The organism is Curtobacterium sp. PhB128, assembly GCF_004340725.1.
In the GTDB taxonomy this organism is placed as follows: domain Bacteria; phylum Actinomycetota; class Actinomycetes; order Actinomycetales; family Microbacteriaceae; genus Curtobacterium.
This window is the reverse complement of the sequence record NZ_SLUR01000009.1, coordinates 83,389-108,219: the sequence shown is the minus strand read 5'-3', so window position 1 is coordinate 108,219 and position 24,831 is coordinate 83,389. Positions and strand designations below refer to the sequence as shown.

Below are 24,831 nucleotides of genomic sequence, written 5' to 3'. Positions count from 1 at the left end.
AACGATACACAGCATGCGACATTTCGTCCGCCGGGAGACATGGCGGTGTCGACTCGGAACGACGTCATCGATGTCGCACGACGTCGAGGACGTCATTCCGGGTCGGGTGGACCGCGGTCAGGGGCGTGCTGAGACGTCCGCGCGGTGGAAGTTCTGCGCCGAGCGGGACGGGGTCGGCCCGCGCTGGCCCTGGTACCGCGACTGGTACTCGGCCGAGCCGTACGGCTTGTCGGCGGGACTGGACAGCTGGAAGAAGCACAGCTGCCCGATCTTCATGCCGGGCCAGAGCTTGATCGGCAGCGTCGCGACGTTCGACAGCTCGAGCGTCACGTGGCCGGAGAACCCGGGGTCGATGAACCCCGCGGTCGAGTGGGTCAGCAGGCCGAGGCGTCCGAGCGAGCTCTTGCCCTCCAGCCGCGCGGCGATGTCGTCCGGCAACGTGACGACCTCGTACGTCGAGCCGAGCACGAACTCGCCGGGGTGCAGCACGAACGCCTCGTCCGGGTCGGTCTCGACCAGCCGGGTCAGGTCGGGCTGGTCGACCGCCGGGTCGATGTGCGGGTACTTGTGGTTGTCGAACAGCCGGAAGAACTTGTCGAGCCGGACGTCGATGCTCGACGGCTGGACGAGCGAGGCGTCGTGGGGGTCGAGACCGATCCGGCCCTCGGCGAGCTGGGCGGTGATGTCGCGATCGGAGAGCAGCACGCCGTGCAGCCTAGCGGCAGCGGACCCCCGCCGATATGCTGCGAGGCTGTCCGGGGCCGGGCGGCTTCGCACCGCTGGGAGGAACCGACATGACCGCGTACACCGTCCACGAACTCGTGGTCCCCGCCACGATGGACGACGACCCGGGGACCGTGCAGGCGTTCCGCGAGTGGGTCGACGTGCAGAACCGTGCCGAGGTGTCGATCACCGGACTGCCGGAACTGCTCTGGACGCCCGAGGAACAACTGCCGTACCTGATCGACCCCGACGCGCCCAGCCGACTGTTCCTGGTCCGTGACGACGACGGGACCGCGGTGGGGGCCGGCTCGTACGAATCGAAGGCGGTCGCGGACGCCCCGAACTGCTGGATGGCGGTCAGCGTGGCGCCCGAGCACCGGCGCCGTGGCATCGGCACGCTCCTGGCCGAGCACGTCGAAGCGGTCGCGAGGCAGCAGGGCCGCACGCAGTGGAAGACGTACGCCGTGTCACGGCAGGTCGGCCCCGCAGCGGGCCCCGGGTACCTCCGTGCACCGACCGGGTTCGGCGTCGTGCCCGAGGACGAACCCGGAGCCCGGTTCCTGACGAGCCGGGGGTGGCGGTTCGGGCAGGTGAACCGGATCAGCCGTCTGGAGCTCCCGGCCGACCCCGATGCGCTCTCCGGCGTCCGCGCGGCGGCGACGCGGGCGGCGGCCGACCGGTACCGCGTGCACACATGGGCCGGACCGACTCCGTCCCGGTGGCAGACGGACGTCGCACTCCTCCTGACCCGGATGAGCACCGATGCCCCGGCCGGCGACATGGCCGAGCCCGAGGACGCCTGGACGGTCGATCGGCTCCGAACGCACGAGCAGCACCTCGACGACGGCCCGCGCACCATGCGCACCGTCGCCGTGGAGGACGTGTCGTCCGGCGGACTCGTCGGCTTCACCCAGCTCGCCGTCCCCGGGCCCGTGGTCCAGCCGGTGATGCAGGGCGACACCCTGGTGCTGCGTGAGCACCGCGGCCACCGGCTCGGGTGGCTGCTCAAGGTGGTCGGGATCGAGACGATCGAGCGCGACCACCCGGGGCACCCCTCGATCATCACCTTCAACGCCGAGGAGAACCGCCCGATGCTCGACGTGAACGAGGCCGTCGGGTTCGTGGGCGTCGGCAGCGAGGGGATCTGGGAACACCGCCCGGCGTAGGGTTCCCCCATGGCGCGCTCACGGGGGATGGACGATCTGGTCAGCGACGGGGTCTTCCTGGCCTGGGAGGCGCAGCTGCAGCTCGCCGACCGGTACGACGACCACGAACGCTGGAACGTCGACCTCGCCGCCGGCACCCTGCAGTTCGTCGGACCGCACCCGGGCGAGTTCCGGATCCAGCTCCTGGGGTCGGCCGCACCGGGGCCGCGCAGCTGGCTCTGGGGCTGGGCGAACCCGTCGCAGTACCCAGCGTCGGTGCTCGCCGCCGCGAACGCCACCCGCGCGCTGGGCGAACGGCTCGGCATCCCGGAACTCGTGCAGGGCGAGGTCCCGTTCGGCGAGCACCGGCAGGCCGACGCCGCAGACGCCGGGTACGAGTTCGCGTGGGACATGTCGATCGCGGCACGGCTGGCGACGGGTTCGTGGTTCGGCTTCGGCGGGCACGTCGGCGGAGGCTCCCGCCTCTGGGTGCTGTTCGAGGGCCTGCTGTTCGCGCCACCGACGGTCCCCCGGATGGTCCGGGTCTTCGGTGAGGGCCTGCAGACGACCGAGGTGCACGACCACCGCCGCGCTGTGGGGAGCTGGGCGTCGCTCCGCGGTGTCCCCTGGGACGGGCGCACGCTGACGTTGGCGGACGGGACCATCACGGTCGACTTCGACGAACTGGGCCGGATCCGCGACCTGCAGGGGTCGTCGGCGCGAGCCTGAGGCGGACCGCAGCGCGCGCTGCGGACTGACACTGCGCCTCCAGACCGACCCGCCTACCATGGAGGGTCCGCGGTCTCGCGGACGCACGCGTCCCTGGAACAAGGTTGATGACCGTCACGTCCCCCGCAACCCAGCCCGGAGGCCCGGCGCCGGAATCCGCGCCCGTCACCGCGCGCACGTCCACCGTCGCGACCGTGCTGGTCGTCGCCATCCCGCTCGCGGTCGCGTGCTCGATCCTCGGCCTGACGATCACCGGAGCGTTCACCGCGAACCAGCAGCTGGTGTCCGCCGGCGACGTGGTCGAGTACGGCCTGCCGATCGCCCGCGTGGTGCACGACACCATGGCGGCGCTGACCGTCGGCCTGCTCATCGTCGCCGCGTTCGCGCTGCCGGCACAGAAGAAGGACCACCGGGCACTCTCGAGCGTGCAGCACCGCGCCACGCGCTGGGCGGCGGCGACCGGATCGATCTGGTTCCTCGCCGCGGCCGTCACCGTCGTGCTGACCGGCGCCAACACCCTCGGCGTCCCGCTCACCAGTCCGGTGTTCGCCCGCAACTTCATGCTGTTCGCGTTCCAGGTCGAGATCGGTCAGGCGCTCGTGGTCTCCGCGGCGGCGATCCTCATCGCGACCGTGCTCGCCGCGTTCGCCACCCGGGTCACGACGCTCGCCGTCGCCACCGTGTTCGGCCTCTTCGCCCTGCTCCCCCTGGCACTGTCCGGCCACGCCGCCGGCTCGCTCGAGCACGCCAACGCCGTGAACTCCCTCGCGATCCACCTGATCGGGGTGTGCGTCTGGGCCGGCGGGCTCGTCGCCGTCGTGCTGCTGCGCACCCGCACGAAGGGCGCTACCGGTCGGGTGGTCTCCCGCTACTCCACGCTGGCCGGGTGGTCGTTCGGCGCCGTCGCGTTCTCCGGCATCGTCAACGCCTCGCTGCGGCTGACCGGTCCGCTCGACCTCGTCACCACCCCGTACGGCGCACTCATCACGGTCAAGGCCGTCATCCTGGTGCTGCTCGGGATCGCCGGCGTCGTGCAGCGCCGCAAGCTGGTGCCCGGGCTGCTCCGCGCGCCGCTCGACCGCCGTCGGTTCACCCGGTTCGCGCTCGCCGAGATCGTGTTCATGGCCGTCGCGATCGGCGTCTCGGTGGCCGTGTCCCGCTCGCAGCCGCCGATCCCGCAGACGCCCGAGACCGGTGAGGACACCCGCTCCGGCCTGATCGGGTTCCCGTTCCCGCCGGCCCAGACGATGCACACGTACCTGACGCAGTGGCACATCGACTGGGTGTGGCTCGGGCTCGCCGTCGTCGGTGCGGTCTGGTACCTGCTCGCCGTGCGGAAGCTCCGGAAGCGCGGCGACAAGTGGCCCGTCGGGCGCACCATCGCGTGGGTCATCGGCTGCGCCCTGTTCATCTGGACCACGTCGGCCGGACCGGCCGTGTACGGCATGATCCACTTCTCGTCGCACATGGTCCAGCACATGCTGCTCATGATGTTCGTGCCGCTGCCGCTCGTGCTCGGCGGTCCGGTGCTGCTCGCCATGCGCACCCTGCCGGTCCGCAACGACGGGTCCCGCGGGGCCCGCGAGTGGCTCATGCTCTTCGTGCACTCGCGGTACATGCAGTTCATGGGGAAGCCCGCCGTCGCTGGTGTGATCTTCGCGGGGTCGCTCGTGGTGTTCTACTTCACGCCGGCGTACCAAGCGGCGATGCAGTCGCACGAGTGGCACGTCGCGATGGTCGTCCACTTCGTGCTGAGCGGCTACCTGTTCTTCTGGGTGTTCGTCGGCGTCGACCCGGGGCCGAAGCGTCCGCCGTACCCGATCCTGATCATCGCGCTGCTCGCGACGCTGGCCTTCCACGCGTTCTTCGGCGTCGCCGTGATGACCTCGCAGTCGGTGTTCGCGATCGACTGGTTCCACGCACTCGGCCAGACGAACGACGCCGCGCTGCTCGACGACCAGCACACCGGCGGCGGGATCGCCTGGGGCGCCTCCGAGCTGCCGATGGTCTTCGTCGCGCTGCTCGTGGTGCGGAACTGGATCCGCACGGACAAGCGCGACGCGAAGCGGCTCGACCGCAAGGCCGAGCGCGACGGTGACGCCGACCTGAAGGCCTACAACGAACGCCTGGCGGCGATCAACGCGACCGACACCGCGCGCCGCGACTGACGGACACCAGGCGCACGAACAGGACGGCGCCCCGGGCATCTGCCCGGGGCGCCGTCCTCGTCCGTGCGGCCGATTACTCCGCGGTGGTGTCGGCGACCGTGCCGCGAGCGGCCCGGGTGCGACGGACCATCAGGAGCACCAGGCCCGCGATGAGCAGTGCTGCCGCCAGTGCCATCGCGGTGCCCACGGCCACGGGCGAACCCGTGAACGCGAGCGCACCGGTGGTGGTCGGCGCAGGCGTGGCGGACGCCGTGGCCGACGCCGACGGGGCGATCGGTGCGGCCGTCGCCGAGGGGTCGGCGGAGTCCGACGGTCCCGGGGCGGGCGCCGAGGTCTCCGGCGTGGTCGGCTCGTCGGTCGGCTCCGGCGTCGGCTCGACGGCGGGGAGCGCCGCGACGACGACCTCGAGCGTGCTGCTCGACGCGGCGAACGACGCGTCACCGCTGTAGGCAGCCGTGACCGTGTTCGTGCCGACCGGCAGGGCGTCGGTCTCGCAGGTCGTCTCGGGCAGCGTGACGGTGCACAGGACGGAGCCGTCCGCGGCCGTGAAGGTCACGGTGCCGGTCGCGCCGACGGGCAGGCCGGACGCGGTCAGGCGGACCTTCGAGCCGACGACCGGAGCCGTCGCGTCGGTACTCGCCACGAGGGCCGTCGACTGCGCGGTCACGACCAGCTCGAACGGCGCACCGTCGGCGGCCTCGTAGTTGTCGTCGCCGCTGTAGTGGGCGTGCACGGTGTACTTGCCACCCGGCAGGTCGGACGGGATCGCGCACGTGGTGTCGGGCAGCGTCGCGGTGCACAGGACGGTGCCGTCGTCGGTGACGTACTCGATGGTGCCGGTGGCGTCCTCGGGCACGTTCGGGGTGTCGAGCGTGGTGGTCTCGCCGTGCGTGACCGTCACCGTGGTGTCGGGTGCGGTCGGCTCGCCGCCGTCGCTCGGGTCACCGCCGTCGCTCGGGTCGCCACCACCGGTACCGGGCTGGGTGCCGATGGTCGTCGAGGCCTTGCGGACCGTCAGGTCCACTGCGACCGAGGTCGAGCCGGCGTGCAGCGCGTCGCCGGAGTAGACGGCGGTCACCGTGTGCGTGCCGGCACCGAGGCCCTCGGCCACGCAGCTCGTGGCGGGGAGCGTCGCCGTGCACCGGACGGTGGAGCCCTCGCGGTACTCGACCGTGCCGGTCGGCGCGGCGACCGTCTCCGAGCCGGAGCCCAGGCCGGTGACGTCGAGCGTGATCTGCTCGCCGTACGCAGCGGACGTCGGGGTCGACTCGACCGCGACGGCAGTCGGCACCTCGGTCGCGGTGAGCGCACCCGTGCCGGACGCAGCGGTGTGGTCCGCGTCACCCTCGTAGGTCGCGGTGACCCCGCTGGTGCCGACCGTCGACGTCGTCGTGTCGCACGAGGCCGCACCGTCGACGATGGTCGCCGTGCAGAGCACCGCGCCGGTCTCGGTGTCGGTGAACGTGACGGTGCCGGTCGGTGCGGTCGCACCGGTCTTCACGGACGACGCGACCTGGGCGGTCAGCGTGACCGTGTCGCCCACGGTCGCGGTGGCGTCGGCGACCGTGAGCGTCGTGCCCTGCGGCTCGACGGTCAGGCCGCGGGTGACGGTGACCGCCTCGGCGTCGGTCGACGCCAGGACGGTGGAGATCGTCGCGGTGCGCGCTGCGCCCGTGACCGAGTACGGGATGGAGAGGGTGGGCAGCTCGGTGCCCGGAGCGAGGGGCGATCCGGCGTCGACGGCCTGGTCGCACGTGACGACCTGCCCGACGGGCGGCTGGCAGGTCCAGCCCGCACCGGTCACACCGGAGACGTCTGGCGTGACGCCCGCCGGGAACGTGGTGGTCGTGCGCACGAGCTGCGACTCGGAGCCACCGTCAGCGGAGACGGTGGGGGTGACCGTGTACGCGCCGGAACCGGCGTGCGCGACGGTGGCCGTGCCTCCCGTGCTGGCGGTCAGCACCGGCACCGGACCGGCAGCCGTCGTGGTGCGGAGGTAGTTGACCTCGTGGATGTCGTTCTGCCCGCCGGTGCCCGCGACCCACCCGTAGGTGAGCTTGTAGGGGTAGCCGGTGGCGGGGTCGACCCACGACGGGTCGACGTTCGCGGCGTTGCCGGTGGTGAGCTTCGGCAGGGCGCCACGGACGACCTGCTGCGAGCCGCCGATGGACGTGAAGACGACCGCGTACTGACCGGCGGGAACGGACACCGCGGTGTTCTCCTGCGCGGCGAGCGCCGACGACGTCGGGTTGATCACGATCTCGACGGGCACCTTGGCCTGCGCACGGTCGGTGACGCCGGTCTTGTTGAGCGACCCGTTGACCACGGTGCGGGACTGCACGCAGTAGCCGGTGCCGCCGTCGCCGGGGCCTCGGACGGTCACGGCGTTCGCCGTGAGGCTGCCGTTGGTCGCTTGGTCGGACTCGCACCCGGTGCCACCGAACTGGCGGTTGCCGAAGTTGCCGTAGCGGTCGAGGCCGATGCCGAGGTACGCGTGGGACAGACCCTGCGCGTTGTTCGTCGTGCTCGCGCTGTAGCCGAGCGAACCGCCCAGGTAGCCGATCTTCGCCGGCACGGTCGGGTTGTACGGGTCGGTCGCGGCGAGGTAGAAGACGATGCCGTCGGCCGAGGAGCCGTTGTACTGGTAGCTGTCGAAGACCGCGTCGATGCCCTTCGTGATCGGCACGGACTGCTTCGCACCGAGGCCACCGGCCTGGTTGTTCACCGCACCGGTCAGGCGGAGCGCGCCGCTGCCGTCGGCGTCCGTGGCGCCCGCACAGGTCGGGATCGAGCCGGTGTTCGCCGAACCGGCTGCGGGCTTCGCCGTGAGGCACGCGACGTTCGCGGCACCGGACTGCGTCGACGGCAGGATGTAGGCGTCGCCGGCGCTCGCGCCGGTGAACCCCTCGTTCACGAAGGTGGTCTGCGCGGGTGCCGCGGCGGACGCGGTGGTCGCTCCGACCCCGACGAGCGCGACGCCCGCGAGACCGGCGACGACCACGCCGGTGAGGATCTTGCGAGCGCGCGCGACGGCGCGCCCCTGGTGGTGTGTACGCACTGGAGCCCTGTTCAGTGAGAAGGGTGCCGACGAGGAGCGTGCTCGCCCGGCTCGTCGGCTCGGGTCCTCACACCGTAGAGCGGCTCTGGGTACTCACGGGTCTCGAAACGTGAGTTCTCACCACAACTGGGGGCAGGGCGTGGCCGACCCGCGCGACGAGTCGCTCCGGCAGGCGTGGCGTCCGGCAGTCGTCGCGTCCGGCGGACGTCGCCGGCCGGCCGCGTCGGCTCCGTCAGTCGCCGTGGACGATGCAGACCGCGTCGAGGTCGAGTGCGGCCTCGAGCGCCGCCGAGATCCCGGACTCGCCGTCGGCCCCGGCGGGGGTGACGGTGTCGACCCACCACAGCGGCGTCGCGATCGTGGGAGCGTCCGGCAGGATCCGCTCGACCTCGTCGAACGAGTCCACCCGCCGCACCCCGAGCACGGTGATCACCGGGTGCGTGGCGTCGCGGCAGACCTGCAGCATCGGGCCGTCGTCGAGGGCTCGGACACCCCAGGACTCGTCGTGCAGGAGCAGCGCCTCGGCGACCTCCCGCGGCTCGACCGGCTGGCGGCAGAGGATGGTGACGTCACGCGGCACCGTGACCGCCTGCCACCCGGGCGTCCCGCACGTGTCCGTCGAGCGTGCCCTCGTCGTGGGCCGGGTCGAGGGGCGCTCCGCCGACGAGCTGCAGGAAGCGGTCCTCGTCGATGCGGTCGAGGAAGGACTCGAGGGCTTCCCAGCCGTCCTCGAAGCGGACGATCATGCCGCCGTCGACGATGCCGCTGTCAGCAGCACCGGTGTCGCCTGCTCCGGACGGGCCGCCCGCCCCGGACCGGTCGCCTGCCCCGGACCGGGTGCCGAACGTCGCCGTCGTGGTGCGCGGTGGCGGCCAGACCCCGTCGCGGTCCAGGAACTCGGAGGCTTCGGGTCCGACGACGACGGCGAGCGGCGACGGCTCGCCGTGCGACACCGCGCGGATCAGGTGGTCGGCGTCCCCCCGGCGCTGCATCACCACACCGAAGACGGGCACGACCTGGTCGGCGACCTGCTGCACGGCGTCGAACAGGCGGTTCGCGAGCTCCGGGTCGGTGTTCTCCTCAGGCACGGTCAAGACGGCGGACATCGTCTCGACGACGACGCCACCGACCAGGTGGGCGGTCATCGTGGCAGAGAAGCCCTCGCCGACGGCGTACGAGGTCGACACCCCGGGTGCCTCGTGCTTGGCGTACTGCGTGACGACCCATCGGTCCCACGGAACGGTGAGCGGTTCGGCGGTGCCCCAGCGGGTGGGGCAGGTGCCGACGGTGTGGCACAGGGCCTCGATCGCGGACCCCATGTCCACGGCACGCTCGGCGTGGTGGCGGAGCGTCAGGTCGATGCTGATCTGGCGGACGGAGTCGGCTGCGACCGGGTGCTCGGGCGACGGTGTGCCGACGAGTTCGGGGCCGCGGTGCACGAAGTCCTCGATGCCCGAGGCTGCCGCACCCGTCCGGCCGTCGCGCAGTGTCCCGTCGAAGTCGGCGACGGCCCACGCGGCACCGTAGGCACCGAGCGCGTGCCGCAGGGCGGGGGTGATCGCGGATTCGCGCCCGGTCCGCAGCACGACCATGCGGCCGGCGTCCGCCGAACGACGGAGCAGTGAGGCGAGCGCGTCCGTCAGCCACACGACCGGCGAGGCGGACTCGACCACGATGGCGGGACCGACCACGTCGTCGATGAGGGGATGCCTGACCATCCGGTCCTCCTCGGGTTCTTCGGCGCTGGAACTCCCTGGACGGTACACACGAGGACGACACCTGTCCGTCAGGCTGGCGTGCTCACAGCGGAGACTCGGGAGGCACGACACACGCCCGACAGGAGGCGTACGGTGCGCGGTCGGCTGGCTTCCAGGCGAGAATCCGATAGGCTTGCCGAGTCCCGTTCTGCGGGGTGCGCGAGTGTAGTTCAATGGTAGAACTCCAGCTTCCCAAGCTGGTAGCGCGGGTTCGATTCCCGTCACTCGCTCCAACTAGCATCGTGCTGTGGAGTCCAAGCCGGCATCTGTCCTCAAGGCGATCAGGGCCGAGATCATCGCCGGCACGCTCGCACGTGGCTCCCGGCTGAAGGAAGACGCCCTCGCCGAACGCTTCGGCGTCTCGCGGGTCCCCGTGCGCGAAGCACTCCGGCAGCTCGAGACCGAGGGGTTCGTCGAGTCCGAGAAGTTCAAGGGCGTCCGGGTCGCCGACTCCTCGACCGAGGTGGTCATCGAGCTCATGCAGATCCGCCGGGGGCTCGAGGTGCTCGCCGCCGAGCTCGCCGCCCGTCGCCAGGGTGGGGAGTGCGCCGACCTACTCCGTGCCGTCGGTCGCGAACACCGGTCCGACCAAGAGGTCGAGGCCGCGCAGTCACCGCGGTTCGCGTTCCACGGGCTGGTGGCACGAGCCTCGGGGAACAGCCGGCTCGAGACGATGATCGACCACCTGATCCACCAGACGGCGTGGGCGTTCGAGCGCGTGACGCAGGACGAGGTGGCGTCGAGCAGCGATGACCACACGGCCGTCGCCGGCGCGATCCTGCGCGGCGCCTCGGTGCAGGCAGGGCTGCTGATGGACGAGCACCTGCGCCGCGACGAAGCGATCTACCGGGCCCTGAACCCGTAAGAACGTATACAAAACAGCCCGAGAGCTTGGCGGGGCTCTGCCTGGATGCTTGAATATGCAGGTGATTCAGGCAGCCGTAACGAACCGTCTCGCGTTCGAAGCCAGCCCGAAACAGCTTTTCGTATACAAAAGAGTGACCGCACGGTGCACCCACCTCACTCTTCCCCCGCTGGAGTTACGAATGACTGCTGTAACCCGCTCCACCGCACCAACCCGAACCGCCTCCGCCACCCCGTCCTCCGGCGGCGTCGGATCCGCCCTCGACTCGACCGGCTTCACCCGGGCCCAGTTCTGGGTCCTCATGCTCATCCTCGCCGGGGAGTTCTTCGACACGCTCGAACAGAACTCCATCGGCGCGATGGCCACCAACATCAAGGCCTCGCTCGCCATCGGCGACGTCCAGCTCTCCACGATCAACACCGCCACCGTCCTGGGTGGCCTGGTCGGCCGGTTCCTGGCCGGCTGGCTCGCCGACAAGTACGGTCGGCGGTTCTCGCTCGGGCTCAACCTGCTCGTCTACACGCTCGGCGGCCTCCTCAGCGCCGTCTCCTTCAACTTCGACATGCTGCTCGTCAGCCGGTTCATCGTCGGGATCGGCGTCGGCGGCGAGTTCATGATCGGCATCGCGATGCTGTCCGAGATGGTGGCCACCAAGTACCGCGGCGGCCTCATCGCGACCATCAACGTCGGCGCCGGCGGCATCGGCAACTTCATCTCCTACGGCCTCTTCCTGCTGCTGCTCGGCCCGCTGGCCGCCCCGCTCGGTGGTGACGACCACGTCTGGCGCTGGACGTTCGTGATCCTCGCGATCCCCGCCCTGTTCGTCGTCCTGTACCGCCGCAAGCTGCCCGAGACGCCTCGCTGGCTGCTGTCGAAGGGCCGGGTCGACGAAGCGAACCGTTCGCTCGCGGTCCTCGCCTCGAACACGCTCACCCCGCCCGCCGACGCCGCTCCCCCGGTGCGCCTGACGCCGGCCGACCTGCCCCCGGTCGCTCTGCACTCATCGCCCGCAGCGGTGTTCCACAAGCTGGTGCTCCGTCGGACGATCGCCATCGGCGTCGCCTCGTGGATGGCCTTCGGTGTGCAGGTCACGCTGAACTTCCTGATGCCGACCCTGCTCGTCGAGCGTGGGTACACCGTGTCGCAGAGCCTGCTCTACACGATGATCATGAACATCGGATCGCTCCTCGGGTGCACGGCAGCGGCGCTCCTCGCCAACCGCGTCGGACGACGGCCCCTCATCGCCGTCGCGGGCATCCTCGGCTGCCTCACCGCCCTGGCGTTCGCGGCCTTCGGCAACGACACCGCCGCGATCCTGGTGCTCGGCGCCCTGTTCCAGTTCTTCACGATGCTGACGAACACGACCCTCGCGGCGTGGACCGCCGAGGTCTACCCGACCGCGATCCGTGCCTCCGGCGCCTCGATCGTCAACGGCATCGGCAACATCGCCGGAGCGGTCATGCCGTTCGCCGCGATCGCGCTGTACGGCTCGTGGGCCTTCGCCGGCGTCTTCGGACTCGCCGCCGTCATGTACGCGGTCCTCGTGGTCGCGTCACGCTTCGCCCCGGAGACCCGCGGCCGGTCGCTCGAGGACGTCAACGAGAACGCCCTCTCGACCACCGCCGCCTGACCCACCTGACCAACCGCACCAACCGCACCACCCCGGTGGGCCGGACACCCCGGCCCACCACCCCACGATCGGAGAACACCATGGACACCCTGAAGATCTCGGCGACCGCGAACGGCCTCAACTACCTGCCCGAGTACGTCGCCGACGTCGGCGGTCTGTTCGCCGAGCGCGGCCTGTCCGTCACCGCGAAGGCCTGCGACCCGTGGACCGGCGTCCTCGACGACATCGACTCGCACGAGGCCGACCTCGCCCTCGGCGGTCTCTGGGTCCCCGCGATGTACGCCGGGACGCCGCGGAAGCTCTCCGTCGTGGGCCAGCTCAACCACGGGTTCCCGATGACCATCGTCGCCCGCGACGAGACGAACCCGATCACGCTGGACTGGCTCGCCGGCAAGGTCGTCCTGGCGCCCGGCGCCGGCGGCAGCGCCCCGTACGAGTTCACGGCCGGACTCGTCCGCGAGGCCGGGTTCGACGTCGCGGCGACCCGCTTCGTCCGCGACCTGTCGACCGCCATGCTCATCGAGCTGTACCAGGGCGGGCTCGGTGACGCGATCATCCTCGACCTCGTCTCCGCCCAGGAACTCGTCGCCGCCGGTGGGGGCACGATCGTCTTCCGGCACCTCGACGCCGGTGGCGTGATGCCGAACAGCGTCTACTACACGCGCACGGACCGCATCGACGAACTCGGCGACCGGGTCGACCGGTTCATGGACGGCATCGCCGCCGCGATGGCCAAGATCACCGCGGGCGACGCCGACGCCGAGATCGCGGCCGTGCTCGCCGCCCGGTGGCCGGAGAAGGACGCCGCCCTGCTGCGACGGGCCGCCGACGAGATGGCTGCCGGGGGCGTCTGGGACTCCGCGGTCGTCGACCGCGATGCCTCCGACCGCTGGATGCGCATCCTGTTCGACGGTGGCCTCACGACCCACACCCCGTCGCTCGAGGAGCTGCTCGGCGCCTCGACCGCCGTCACCGCGTCGTGACCGTCGTCCTCGGCGCCGCCGACGTCGCCGGTCTCATCGACGCCGTCGACGTCGTCGGGGCCGTGGAGGCCGTCCACGCCGACCTCGGGACCGGCGCGATGCAGCAGCCGGCCCCGGTCGCCCTGACCGGCGCCGACGACGCGCTCTTCCTGCCGATGGCCGTGCGCTCCGACCGGCTCGGGCTCGTCGCCGTCAAGCTGATGGCCGACATCCCCGACAACGGTGCGCGGGGGCTGCCGTCGCAGCGCTCCACGATCCTGGTGTCCTCGTCGGTCACCGGCGAGTGCGTCGCCGTGCTCGACGGCATGACGATCACCCGGGCGCGGACCGCGGCGATCACCGTGGTCGCGACGAAGCACCTCGCCCGCTCGGGCAGCCGGACCCTCGGGATCCTCGGCGCGGGCAACCTCGCCGTCGAGCACGTCCGTGCCTTCGAGGCGACGCGACCGTTCGAGCGGATCGTCCTGTGGTCACGGTCGTCGGGGACGGTCACCCGGTTCCTCGAGGCCGTCGGACCGGACGTGGCCCGGCGGTGCGTGGTCGCACCGGAGGTCCGTCGCGTGGTCGAGGAGGCCGACGTGCTCTGCACCCTGACGCCCTCGATCGACCCGATCGTCCGCGGCGCCTGGTTGCACGCCGGCCAGCACGTGAACGCGGTCGGGGCCCGTCCCCGCCCGACGCACCGGGAGCTCGACGGCGCGGCGATGGCACGCGGCACGCTCTTCGTCGACAGCCGGGCCACCGCCTGGACGAAGTCGGGTGACCTGCTCGAGGCCGTGGTCGAGGGGGCGGTCCCGCAGGACCTCCACCCGGCGGAACTCGGCGAGGTCATCGCCGGACGCGCACCCGGCCGGACCGGGGACGACGAGATCACCGTGTTCGACTCGGTCGGGCTCGGCGCGCAGGACCTCGCCGTCGCTGCCCAGCTGATCGACCTCGCCCGCGAGCGGGGCGTCGGCACGCAGGTCTCCGTCGCCCGGGTCGGGGTGCCGGTTCCCGGCGTGTGACCAGGGTCGAGCGGCAGGGTGCTCCCATGCACCGTGCTCTCCCCCTGGTCGTCGGCGGCACCGTCGCCGTGCTCGTCCTCGCCGGGTGCTCCGGTGGCGGCTCCGTCGGACCGACCGCGTCGGCCACGTCGTCCGCACGGTCCACGAGCACACCGACGAGCACCTCAGCGACGACGCCGCCGCCGAGGACGGACGCCGCGACCACCGCCGCGGTCCGCCGAGCACTCGCGGGCCTCGAACGCGAGTACGACGCGACGGTCGGCGTCGTCGCGACCGACACCGTCACGGGTGAGACGGTCGCCTACAACGGCGACCGACGCTTCGGCTACGCCTCGACCATCAAGGCGCTCGCCGCGGCACAGTTCCTGCGCTCGGTGCCCGTGGACGCCCGGAACGAGGTCGTGCACTGGACGGCCGCGGACGTCGCCGCTGCCGGGTACTCCCCCGTGACGGAACAGCACGTGGCCGACGGGCTGTCGTACGAGCAGCTGGCCGAGGCAGCCGTCCGGATGAGCGACAACACGGCCCTGAACCTCGTGCTCACGCGCATCGGCGGTCCGAGCGGCTTGGACGCCGCGTTGACCGAGCTCGGCGACACCACCACCGAGGTGGTCCACGGCGAGCCGGACCTCAACACCATCGAGCCGGGCAGCACCGAGGACACCACGACCCCGGCCGCGTTCACCGCGGCGCTGGCGACCGTGCTCGACGGCAGCACCCTGGACCGCGCCGACACCGCACTGCTGGTCGACTGGATGGGCGGCAACGCGACCGGCGACGCACTCATCCGGGCCGGCGCACCCGACGGCTGGGTCGTGGTCGACAAGTCCGGGGGCGCCGGACCGATCCGGAACGACGTGGCGCGGGTGACCCCGCCCGGCGGCGACCCGATCGTGCTCTCGGTCCTGACCACGCGGAACGACCCCGACGCCGCCTACGACGACGCCCTGGTGGCACGGTCGGCATCGGCGGTGCTCGGCGCGTTCGACCGCTGATCGACCGGGGCGGCGATCGCCGTTCTGCACCGCGTCACACGGCGTCATGAACGACACCTGTCGGGGACCCCGGGACACTACGCTCGCTCCATGTCCTCCTCCGGATCCCCCGTGGTCGTCGTCGGCGCCGGCATCATCGGACTGAGCGCCGCGTGGCACCTCGCCGGGCTCGGGCAGCGGGTCCTGCTCCTCGACAGCGGGACGGTCGCCGGGGGCACGACCACCGCGGGTGCCGGGTTCGTCGGCCAGTGGGCAGCCGGGTACGCCTGGTACTGGAACGAGTCCGAACGCGACGTCGAGCAGTACGGCATCGACTTCTACCGCGACCTCGCCGGCGCCGGCCACGGCCCAACCGGGTACCGGCAGAACGGCAACGTCTGGCTGACCGTCACCGCGCAGGGCCGGGCCGACCACCTGCCGCCGTTCGAGCAGCACCCGCTCCGGCCGGCCGGGGCGCGCACGCTCACCCCGGCCGAAGCGGCCGACCTCGTGCCCGGACTCGACCCGACCGCGGTCACCGCGGGCTTCCTCCATCCGGACGGCATCCAGATCAGTGCGCCGGACACGGCCGCAGCGCTGGTGCACGCGATCCGTGCGCGGGGCGTCGAGATCCGCGAGCACACGCCGGTCGCCGGTCTGGAGGCCCGTGGGGGCTCCGTCACGGGCGTCCGGACCGCGAACGGCGAGGTCATCGACGCCGCGAAGGTCGTGCTCGCCGCCGGCAGCTGGACGAACGCCCTCCTCGCCCCCTTCGGGCGCGAGCTGCCGACGGTCCGGGTCGTCGCCAGCCGGCTCGTGACGACACCGTTCGGTCTGCCGGGCACCCTGCCGACCCTGATGCTGCCGGAGCTGCACGGCCTGTGGATCCGTGAGCACCGCGGCGGCCTGACGTACGGTGCCGGGCCCGGGTACGAGCCGCTGCACGTCGGCGGTGCGGACCGGAGCGACGAACCCGACCGCCGACCGGTTCGCACGGACCTGCTCGACGCCATGCGGACCTACCTGCACCCGATCGTCGCCCGGCTGCTCCCCGCCGCCGCGAGCGTGCTCGGGGTCGACGAGACCCCCACGCAGGGCGTCGTCTCGATGACCGCCGACCGGAACTTCATCGTCGGCGCGGTCCCCGAGCTGGACGGGCTCGTGGTGGCCGGTGGCGACAACGAGTCCGGCGTCACGCACGGTCCCGGCCTCGGGCGGATCGCGGCGGAACTGAGCGTCACCGGCACGACCACCCTCGGCGACGCGAGCCGCTACGCCCCGGCACGGTTCCCGGCGGCGGCCCCGACCGAGGCCGAGGTGGTGGCGATGATGCCGGCGCGGCGCGAGGCCGACGCCCGACGAGCCGGAGCCGTGGCATGAGCGACGTGCTGAGCGACCGGCCCCCGACGCACGTCGTGATCGGCGGCGGGGTCGTCGGCGCCGCCACCGCGTACGCCCTCACACTCCGCGGCGAGCGTGTCCTGCTCGTCGAGCAGCACGAGCGCGGGCACCACAACGGCTCGTCCCACGGCGCCACCAGGATCTTCCGGCAGGGCTACGCCGACCCCGAGTACGTCGCCCTGACCTCCCGCGCGCTGGCGCTGTGGGAAGCGCTCGAGGGCGCTGCGGGCGAGGAGCTCATCGTCCGCACCGGTGCCGTCGACCACGGCCGCGCCGAGGTCGTCGACGCCATCGCCGCCGCACTGACGGACGCCGGCATCCCGCACGAGACCCTCAGCCCGGACGCCGCGGCCGCACGCTGGCCGGGGATCGCGTTCGAGGGCCACGTGCTCGCACACGCCACGGCCGGTCGCATCCGGTCCGACCGCGCCATCGAGGTGTTCCTCACCCTGGCGGAACGGACGGGGCTCGCCGAGCTGCGCTTCGACACGGGGGTGACGGGGCTCGAGGACCACGGCGACGACGTGACCGTGACGCTGTCCGACGGGTCCACCCACCGCAGCTCGTCCGTGGTGGCGGCCGTGGGGTCGTGGGCACCCGCGCTGGTCGGCGACCTGCTCGCCGGACGCGGGGCGGGCCTCCCGGCCATCCGCGTCACCCAGGAGCAGCCCGCGCACTTCCCCAGCCGTCTGCCGGACCAGGCGTGGCCGAGCTTCGTGCACTGGGCGGCCGACGACGACGTGTACGGCCTGCTCACCCCGGGCGAGGGCGTCAAGGTCGGGTTCCACGGCACCGGCCCCGTCGTCGATCCGGACCACCGCGACTTCACGCCCGTGCCGGCCGAGGCCGAGCGGTTGCAGGCCTACGTCGCGCGGTACGTGCCCGGTGTCGACGCGACGAAGCCGACCTTCATCAGCTGCCTGTACGACAACTCCCCCGACGAGGACTTCGTGATCGACCGACGTGGTCCCGTCACCGTCGCGACCGGGTTCTCCGGCCACGGCTTCAAGTTCGCACCGCTGCTCGGCGACATGATCGCCGACCTCGCGACCGGCGGGGCCGCACATCCCCGTTTCTCCCTCTCGAAACCATCCCACTCAGGAACCCCGTGACGACCCGACTCCTCTCCGCGCTCGCGCTCTCCGCTGCCGTCGCCGCCGTGCTCACCGGCTGCGCCTCCACCGGGGCGTCCACCGACGTCTCCGACGGCCTGGTGATCGGGACCACCGATCCCGTCACCTCGCTCGACCCGGCCGGCGCCTGGGACCGCGGCAGCTACACGGTGCAGACGCAGCTGTACCAGCACCTGCTCACCTACCCGGCCGGCAAGACCACGACGAGTCCCGAGGTCGCCGAGTCGTGCGACTTCACCGACGGCACCCACTACGTGTGCCGGATCCGCGACGGGCTCACGTTCTCGAACGGTGACGCCCTGACGGCGAAGGACGTCGTGTTCTCGTTCGAGCGCCAGGTCGGCATCGGCTCCGAGAACGGTCCGGGGTCGCTGCTCGCCAACATGGCGTCCGTGGCGGCCGACGGCGACGAGGTCACGTTCACCCTGAAGCAGGCGAACGACCAGACGTTCCCGTACGTCCTGGCGAGCATGGCCGGGGCGATCGTTGACAGCAGTGTGTTCTCGAAGACGAAGGTCCACGCGGACGACGGGGTCGTCGGGTCCGGTCCGTACGCGCTGCAGCAGTCCGCCGACGGCGGGGCGACCATCGCGTTGACGGCGAACAAGGAGTACGACGGCACCGCGCCGGAGTCGTCGAGCGTGACGATCAAGCAGTACACGAAGTCCGCCGACCTCAAGCTCGCGGTGCAGGAGGGTGACGCCGACGTGGCGTACCGCCAGCTCACGCCGACCGAGGTCACCTCGTTGTCCGAGGACGACGGCCTGCAGCGGGTCCAGGGCTCGTCGGGCGAGGTCCGGTTCCTCGGCTTCAACCTCGACACGATGCCCGGTGACGACACCGCGCAGAAGACCGCGATCCGCCAGGCCGTCGCCGCGACCGTCGACCGCGCGGCGATCGCGAAGGACGTCTACCAGGGCACCTACGCTCCGGCGTACTCGATCGTGCCGTCCGACTTCACCGGCGCGACCGATGCGTTCCAGACGGAGTACGACGGTGCCGACCCCGAGGCCATCCTCGAGAAGGCCGGCGTGCGCACGCCCGTCGCGCTGCCGATCGAGTACACGACCGACCACTACGGTTCCGGGTCCGACGACGAGTACGCGCTGATCAAGCAGCAGCTCGAGGACACCGGCCTGTTCACGGTCGACCTGCAGTCGGCGAGCTGGGACACCTACGTCGGGAACGTCGGCAAGGGCGAGTACCCGGTCTTCCAGCTCGGGTTCTTCCAGGACTACCCCGACGCCTCCTCGTACCTGACGCCGGCCTACGGTTCCGAGGACGTCAACCTGCTCGCGAACCACTTCGACGACCGGGCCGTGCAGCAACTGGTCGCCGCGCAGGCGGTCGAGGCCGACGCGACCGAGCGGACGAAGCAGATCGAGGAGATCCAGCAGGACACCGCCGAGTCCGTGCCGCTCATCCCGTTGCTCGCCGGGCAGGAGAACGTCATCGGGCAGAAGTCGCTCACCGGGCTGACGAAGTCGGTCGACGCCTCTGGTGAGTTCCGCATCTGGGAGATCGGGCGCTCGTGAGCAGCGGCGACGCAGCGCTGCAGGCAACCGAGCCCGCTGACCCGCTCCGCGACGCCGTCCGCGCCGGGATGCCCGCGGGGCTCGACGAGCTCGCGGCGCTCGTCGCCATCCCGTCCGTCCACGACCCGGCCGTGCAGTCGCTCGACGACTGCCGCCGCGTCGCCGAGCGCGTGCGGGGTGCGTTCGACGGCCTCGGCCTGACCTCGCGCCTCGTCACGACGTCGGACGGCTCGCAGGCGGTCCTCGCGACCCACCCCGCGCCGCCCGGCGCCCCGACGGTCCTGCTCTACGCCCACCACGACGTCCAGCCCGCGGGCGACCTCGCAGCGTGGACGAGCGACCCGTGGACCCTGACCGAGCGCCAGGGTCGCCTGTACGGTCGCGGCGCTGCTGACTGCAAGGGCGGGGTCGTCACCCACCTCGTGGCGCTGCGGGCCTTGCTCGACGTGCACGGATCGTTCCCGGTCGGACTCGTCGTGGTCGTCGAGGGGTCCGAGGAGCAGGGCACCGACGGTCTCGAGCAGTACGTGTCCACCCACGCAGCGGACTTCGCCGACGTCGACACAGCCGTCGTGATGGACGCCGGCAACGCCGCCGTCGGGGTCCCCGCGCTCGTGACCACCCTGCGCGGCACGGCGTTCGTCGAGCTGCGCGTCCGTGCGCTGCACGGCAACGTGCACTCCGGGATGTTCGGCGGTGCCGCACCCGATGCCATCGCGACCCTGGTGGCCCTGCTCGCCACGCTGCGCGACGACGCCGGGGACACCACCGTCGACGGCCTCGAGGCCTCGCAGACCTGGGACGGCCTGCCCTACGACGCCGACCGGTTCGCCGCCGACGCCGGGCTGCTCGACGGCGCGGTGCCGATCGGGTCCGGGGACCCGGCATCCCAGGTCTGGGCACGGCCGGCGCTGACCGTCGTCGGCATCGATGCGCCGGCGGTCGCCGGGTCGTCGCCGTCCGTGCAGGCGACCGCCGGTGCCGCGCTGAACCTCCGGGTCCCGCCGGGCGTCGACCCCGCTGCCGCCGGCGATCTGCTCGTGGCGCACCTGCTGCGGCGAGCGCCCGCCGGGGTCGAGGTCACCGCGCGGGTCACGGGCACGGGCGACGGCTTCCGGGCGACGGCGGGGCAGTACTCGTCGGCGTTCCGGAGCGCACTGGCATCGTCGTACAGGGTGTCCTCCGTGGGCTCCCTCGGCGGCGGCGGATCGATCCCGCTCTGCGCGACACTCGAGCGGGCGATCCCGGGGGTCGAGGTCATCCTGGCCGGGGTGTCCGAGCCGGCTGCGAACGTGCACGCGCCGGACGAGAGCGTCGATCCGTCCGAGATCGAGCACATGGCCCTGGCCGAAGCGCTGTTCCTCGACGAGCTCGGGTGTGCACGCGCCTGACGTCACACAACGCCGTCGTCAGACGCCCGCCGCAGCCGATGCCCCCCGCGGCGTGCGACGGGTCCGCACCTGCAGCACCCCGGTCAGCAGCAGCACCACGAGCCCGATCGCCAGCACGACGAGCCCGGCGAGGAACCCGATCACGACGAGCAGCAGCGTCTCGGTGGACATCCCCCCGCCGCTGCTCCCGTCGGACGCGGCCGCGGCGGCGACCGACCCGTCGGCCTGCTCGGTGACCGCCTCGACGCCGTCGGTCACCGAGAACGGCACCGCGACGACCGTTCCCTGGTCACCGACGAGCACGACGTGGTGGCCGCCGACCTCCAGTCCGGTGGTGTCGACCGAGGCGGTGGCCGTGCCGTCCTCGACGGTGAAGTCGTCGCCCTGCACCGGTTCGGAGTAGGTCCACACGCTCCCGCCCTCGTCGTCGCCCGTCCACGGCAGGCGGAGCTCGAGCTGGTCGCCGGCGGTGACCTCGTCGGGGATCCCGGCGTCGGCGGCCGCGACGGTCGTGATGTCGCCGGCGTCGATCTTGCGTGCCAGCTCGTCGGAGTCTGCGGCGGGGGCCGTGGGCGGCTCGGCGGCCGCGGGGGCCTTCGCGCTGTTCCGGGGCTGGGCGGCGGTGTTCCGCGGCGCTGCGGTCGGCGCAGCGGTCGACGCGGCCGTCGGCGCCGTGTCCGAGGCGTTCGTGATGGTCGGTGCTGTGGCGGCCGGCGGCAGCTGCACGACGGGCGGCTGGATCACCGTGCCGCCGTTGCCGCCGGTACCACCACCCGTGGTCGGACCGGTCGGCAGGGTGCCGGGGACCGTCTGTCCCGCGAAGTACACCGGCGTGAAGGTCTCGAGCGCGGCGTCGGCGGCGCCGTGCGCACCGATGGTCAGGACCCCGCACTGCACGGCCCCGGACAGGCAGTCGACACGCTTCGTCGACTGGCCGGTGAAGGTGGAGCCCGCGATGACGCCGCCCTGCGTGAAGCCGGCGTTCTTGGTGCCGCTGAACTTCGCGGTCGCTGCGGCGCCGGTGCCGGTGTTGTCGGGCCAGGCGACGAAGCCCTGGCCGTCCTGCCCGGTGCCGCCGGACCCGGGGACGTAGTCGTAGCCCGCGCCGGCCGCTCCCCCGGCGCTCGGGTGCTTCGTGACGTACCCGAACAGCACGTACAACCCTGAGCCGTTGGTGTTCTTCGTGAAGCCGGAGCCGGTCACGGTGAGCTTCGTGCCCGCCGCGGCGGTCGAGAGGCCGGTGGCCGGCCGCACGTTCGTCGAGGCACCCCGGGCGTTCTCCGCCCCGGTGATCGACCCGTCCGCACCGACCACGGTCGACCCGCCGCCGGTGCCGCCGCCGCCCGTTCCCCCGCCGCCGTTCCCGCCACCCGGGTTCGTCGGCGCCTGCACGGTGACGCGCAGGGTCGCGGTGTCCGAGGCGACCCGACCGACGACGGTCGTACCGAGGGCGTTCGTGGCGACCGCGCGGTACCGGTCGCCGTCCAGCCCCTCGGTGGCCGTGATGCGGAGTGTGCTGGTCGTCGCGCCGGCGACCGAGGGGCCGTCCTGCAGGTCGGCCCAGCCGGACGGGGTGTGCTGCTGCCACTGCACGGTGGGCGTCGGGGTCCCGGTCGTGGTGACCGCGAAGGACACCTGCTGCGGCGTGGCGGGGGTCGTGCTGCCGTCGGTTCCGGTGGTCGCGCCGGTCAGCGTCACGGCGACGTCGGCCGGCTGCGCCGTGATGGTCGGGGTGGTCACGACCGTGAACGTTCGGAGCCCCTGGTCGGCGGCGTCGGTCGCGGCGTTCACGACGCCGACCACCGCGCGGCCGTCGGCGGCGACCACGATCGGGTCGCCGGTGTAGGTGGTGCCGGGCTGGTACTCGGCACCGAGCGTGGGCGCGGTGCTGCCCTCGATCGCGTAGGCGCGGACGACGTTGCCGGTGTCGGTGCTGCCGGCGGCGGACACCCAGAGGCGCTTCGCGGACTCGTCGACGGCCAGGTACGCGGCACCGCCGACCCGGTCGATCGAGGTCGTCACGGCCGGGGTCCCGCGCAGCGAGACGGCTCGGAGCGTGGCGTCGCCGTCGTTGCTCCACCACGCCCGGCCTCGGGAGTCGACGACGGTCCCGCCGGTGGCCCCGGACGTCGCGGCGGCGCCGATCGACACGTCGGCGACCGAGGCCCCGGTTTCGAGGGCGACGACGCGGGCGAGGGCGGCGGCCTGGTCGAAGACGACGGCGCGCTTGCCGGTCCAGTCGACGCCGACCGAGGAGATCGTCCCGGTGACCGAGCCGATCAGGGTTGCCGTGCGGGTGACGGCGCGGACGGTCCCGCCAGCGGGGCTGGTGCCGACCTCGGTCACCGCACCCGAACCAGAACCGGAACCAGAGCCAGAGCCAGAGCCAGAGCCACCCGAACCAGAACCAGCACCCGCTCCCACTCCCGCGCCGACGGCGGCCACCCGCAGCAGCCCCGCGGACCCGCCGTTGGCGGCCGGGGCGACCTGCGCGACGATCGAGCCGTCGGCGGGGTCGATCGTGAACGCCTTCGCCGCGGGCACCGTGACGGACGGCTTCACGTGCACGACGTCCCGGTACACGGCGTCCGTGCCGCGCACGATGACGACGTACCCCTGGACGTTCGCGCCGGTGCCGCCGAACTCCGCGGCGGGCAACGACGCGGTCGCGACGATGTTCCCGGTCGACGGGTCGACGCTCGGCTTCGAGGTGGCGACACCGGGGTCGATCGGCCCGGCGACGCGCTTGCCCTCGTCGTCCACGACGAAGTAACTTGCCTTGGCGGTTGCGGCTGCCGGTACCTGCACGACGTTCAGGGCACGCGCGGCGTCCCGCACCACCGTGGTGACCCGGCCGATCGTGCTGTCACCGACCGTGGTCTGCACGCCGGTGCTCACGAGTCCCTGGACGCCGGGGTCGCTGAACCCCTGGTCGCCGTCGGCGCCGCCGTCACCGTCCGTGCCCTCGGCGGTCCAGTCGCCCGTCACGGCGACCGACAGCGGGTCCAGCGCGGTGCCCGCGGCGTAGAACTGGGTCGGGTTGCCGCCGCCGGTGACGTCGGCTGCGAAGGCCGCCGCACCCGCCGCGGTGATCGTGGTGGGCAGACCGGTCCACGAGTACTTCCCGTCGGTGACCGATCGGGTGCCCTTGGTGACGTCGATCGTCGCGAACGCGATGCGCTTCGTCCCCGGGTCGGACGTCGTGGCACCGGTCGTCGGGTCCACGAGCCGCACGTCGACCCCGGCGGTCAGGGTGCCGGTGGTCGGCGTGAGTTCGATCGCCGGGTCGCGCAGCGAGATGACGAACGTGTGCGCCCGGTAGTCGAACACCGCGGCGCCGGAACCCGTGACGGTGAGCTTCCGCGTGCCGGGGTCGTAGCTGCCGCCCGACGCGGCGAACCGGAACGTGCCGTCGGCGTTCTTCGACGCACCGCCGGACACCGACTGCCCTGCGGCCGGCACGTAGTTCCGGAACGACTGCTTGAACCCCCAGTCGAGCGTGCCGCCCGTGACGGACGTGCTCGGACCCGAGGCCGCGGTGGCGGCGGTGGGCACGGTGCCGGCGACGGCCGCGGTCAGGCCGATGATCGCGGCGACGGTGGCGCTGAGCGCGCGGAGGCGACGGGCCGGTCTGGTCTGGGTGTGCATCGGTTCCTCGGGTCGGGTGGTGCGCGTGTGGGGAGGCGGTGCCCCGGGCGGACCCGGGGCACCGCGTGGGTCACCAGGTGACGGGGACCTGGACCTCGTCGAGGTCGACCGGGTCGTTCGCGACGCCGTGCGCCGAGAACGTCTGGACGAAGCACTCGTACTGCCCGAGGGCAGCGTTGGCGGTCGCGGTCTTCGTGGCGTCGTAGTCGCAGCTGACGGTCGCGGCCGCGTCGCCGGTGTGGTGCGGGTCCGCGGTGTAGGACTTCGCGACGTCGATCGTCGTGGTGAAGCCGCCGCCGGCCGTGAACGCGCTCTTCGACACCCACTGGGCGGAGCCGAACCAGCCGGAGTTGGTGGCGTAGTCCGCCTGCTTGGGCCCGTAGACGACGTAGACGCCGAAGCCGCGCCCCTGCGCATCCCCGTCGAAGCCGCTGCCGGTGACCGTGACGCTGCCGTCCGAAACGCCGTGGAGCGCCCCCGGGCCGTCGGTGACGACCGAGGCCGGACCGCTGACGGACAGGCTGGCGCCGTAGTCGTTCGTGACCGCGGTGGCCGCGGACGCGCTGACCGCGGGCAGGACGGCGATCCCGACCGCGGCGACCCCTGCCGCCAGCGTGATCCCGAACGAGCGTGCGATTCGTGTCATGTTCGTGTTTCCCTCTCGATGTGGGCGCCCCCTGTGAG

Annotated in this window: 18 protein-coding genes and 1 tRNA gene; 13 read left to right on the top strand and 6 right to left on the bottom strand. The window is 72.3% G+C overall.

Annotated features, from left to right (window positions below; translation table 11 throughout):
- Positions 1-117: 117 nt before the first annotated feature.
- Positions 118-705 (bottom strand): dCTP deaminase, encoded by a 588-nt coding sequence (gene dcd, locus EDF23_RS15385; protein WP_111085408.1) that lies wholly within the window; start codon positions 703-705, stop codon positions 118-120.
- An 89-nt stretch (positions 706-794) separates the two neighbouring features.
- Here dcd and EDF23_RS15380 point away from each other — a divergent pair, with 89 nt between their 5' ends.
- The 3 genes from EDF23_RS15380 (at position 795) to EDF23_RS15370 (ending at position 4,765) form a co-directional block, all read left to right on the top strand.
- On the top strand, positions 795-1,889 hold the full coding sequence (locus tag EDF23_RS15380) for a GNAT family N-acetyltransferase (protein ID WP_165901149.1): 1,095 nt from the start codon (positions 795-797) through the stop codon (positions 1,887-1,889).
- Positions 1,890-1,898: 9 nt separating this feature from the next.
- Complete coding sequence (locus tag EDF23_RS15375; RefSeq protein ID WP_123937384.1) at positions 1,899-2,597, top strand: DUF6882 domain-containing protein; 699 nt, start codon at positions 1,899-1,901, stop codon at positions 2,595-2,597.
- 107 nt (positions 2,598-2,704) lie between these two features.
- Positions 2,705-4,765 (top strand): cytochrome c oxidase assembly protein, encoded by a 2,061-nt coding sequence (locus EDF23_RS15370; RefSeq protein WP_131922143.1) that lies wholly within the window; start codon positions 2,705-2,707, stop codon positions 4,763-4,765.
- Between the two features lie 73 nt (positions 4,766-4,838).
- Here EDF23_RS15370 and EDF23_RS15365 read toward each other — a convergent pair whose 3' ends face one another.
- From EDF23_RS15365 to EDF23_RS15355, 3 genes are all read right to left on the bottom strand, one after another.
- Positions 4,839-7,823, bottom strand: a complete 2,985-nt coding sequence (locus EDF23_RS15365) for an Ig-like domain repeat protein (RefSeq protein ID WP_131922142.1) — start codon at positions 7,821-7,823, stop codon at positions 4,839-4,841.
- Positions 7,824-8,055: 232 nt separating this feature from the next.
- The gene (locus tag EDF23_RS15360; protein ID WP_123293483.1) at positions 8,056-8,403 is read right to left on the bottom strand and encodes a hypothetical protein; all 348 of its coding nucleotides are present in this window, start codon (positions 8,401-8,403) and stop codon (positions 8,056-8,058) included.
- On the bottom strand, positions 8,393-9,541 hold the full coding sequence (locus EDF23_RS15355; protein ID WP_131922141.1) for a DUF6177 family protein: 1,149 nt from the start codon (positions 9,539-9,541) through the stop codon (positions 8,393-8,395). Before EDF23_RS15355 ends, EDF23_RS15360 begins: the two co-directional genes overlap by 11 nt.
- Before the next feature lie 198 nt (positions 9,542-9,739).
- Here EDF23_RS15355 and EDF23_RS15350 point away from each other — a divergent pair.
- From EDF23_RS15350 to EDF23_RS15305, 10 genes are all read left to right on the top strand, one after another.
- A tRNA-Gly gene (locus tag EDF23_RS15350) sits at positions 9,740-9,813 on the top strand.
- A 14-nt stretch (positions 9,814-9,827) separates the two neighbouring features.
- Entirely contained in the window at positions 9,828-10,445 is a 618-nt protein-coding gene (locus EDF23_RS15345; protein ID WP_123339989.1) for a GntR family transcriptional regulator, read from the top strand.
- Between the two features lie 181 nt (positions 10,446-10,626).
- Positions 10,627-12,075, top strand: coding sequence for an MFS transporter (locus EDF23_RS15340; protein WP_243648945.1), 1,449 nt, complete (start codon positions 10,627-10,629; stop codon positions 12,073-12,075).
- Between the two features lie 80 nt (positions 12,076-12,155).
- The gene (locus tag EDF23_RS15335) at positions 12,156-13,058 is read left to right on the top strand and encodes an ABC transporter substrate-binding protein (RefSeq protein ID WP_131922140.1); all 903 of its coding nucleotides are present in this window, start codon (positions 12,156-12,158) and stop codon (positions 13,056-13,058) included.
- Positions 13,055-14,065 carry an ornithine cyclodeaminase family protein gene (locus EDF23_RS15330; RefSeq protein ID WP_131922139.1) on the top strand — a complete coding sequence of 337 codons (1,011 nt, stop codon included), beginning with the start codon at positions 13,055-13,057 and terminating at the stop codon, positions 14,063-14,065. Before EDF23_RS15335 ends, EDF23_RS15330 begins: the two co-directional genes overlap by 4 nt.
- A gap of 26 nt (positions 14,066-14,091) precedes the next feature.
- On the top strand, positions 14,092-15,060 hold the full coding sequence (bla, locus tag EDF23_RS15325) for a class A beta-lactamase (protein WP_131922138.1): 969 nt from the start codon (positions 14,092-14,094) through the stop codon (positions 15,058-15,060).
- A 90-nt stretch (positions 15,061-15,150) separates the two neighbouring features.
- On the top strand, positions 15,151-16,419 hold the full coding sequence (locus EDF23_RS15320; protein ID WP_131922137.1) for an FAD-dependent oxidoreductase: 1,269 nt from the start codon (positions 15,151-15,153) through the stop codon (positions 16,417-16,419).
- On the top strand, positions 16,416-17,552 hold the full coding sequence (locus EDF23_RS15315) for an FAD-dependent oxidoreductase (protein ID WP_131922136.1): 1,137 nt from the start codon (positions 16,416-16,418) through the stop codon (positions 17,550-17,552). Before EDF23_RS15320 ends, EDF23_RS15315 begins: the two co-directional genes overlap by 4 nt.
- Complete coding sequence (locus EDF23_RS15310) at positions 17,549-19,108, top strand: ABC transporter substrate-binding protein (protein ID WP_165901148.1); 1,560 nt, start codon at positions 17,549-17,551, stop codon at positions 19,106-19,108. The genes EDF23_RS15315 and EDF23_RS15310 overlap by 4 nt, the downstream gene beginning before the upstream one ends.
- Positions 19,105-20,499, top strand: coding sequence for a M20/M25/M40 family metallo-hydrolase (locus EDF23_RS15305; protein ID WP_243648944.1), 1,395 nt, complete (start codon positions 19,105-19,107; stop codon positions 20,497-20,499). The genes EDF23_RS15310 and EDF23_RS15305 overlap by 4 nt, the downstream gene beginning before the upstream one ends.
- An 18-nt stretch (positions 20,500-20,517) precedes the next feature.
- Here EDF23_RS15305 and EDF23_RS15300 read toward each other — a convergent pair whose 3' ends face one another.
- Positions 20,518-24,147, bottom strand: coding sequence for an HtaA domain-containing protein (locus EDF23_RS15300; protein ID WP_165901147.1), 3,630 nt, complete (start codon positions 24,145-24,147; stop codon positions 20,518-20,520).
- A 70-nt stretch (positions 24,148-24,217) separates the two neighbouring features.
- Complete coding sequence (locus tag EDF23_RS19305; RefSeq protein ID WP_111085395.1) at positions 24,218-24,793, bottom strand: hypothetical protein; 576 nt, start codon at positions 24,791-24,793, stop codon at positions 24,218-24,220.
- Between the last annotated feature and the right edge of the window lie 38 nt (positions 24,794-24,831).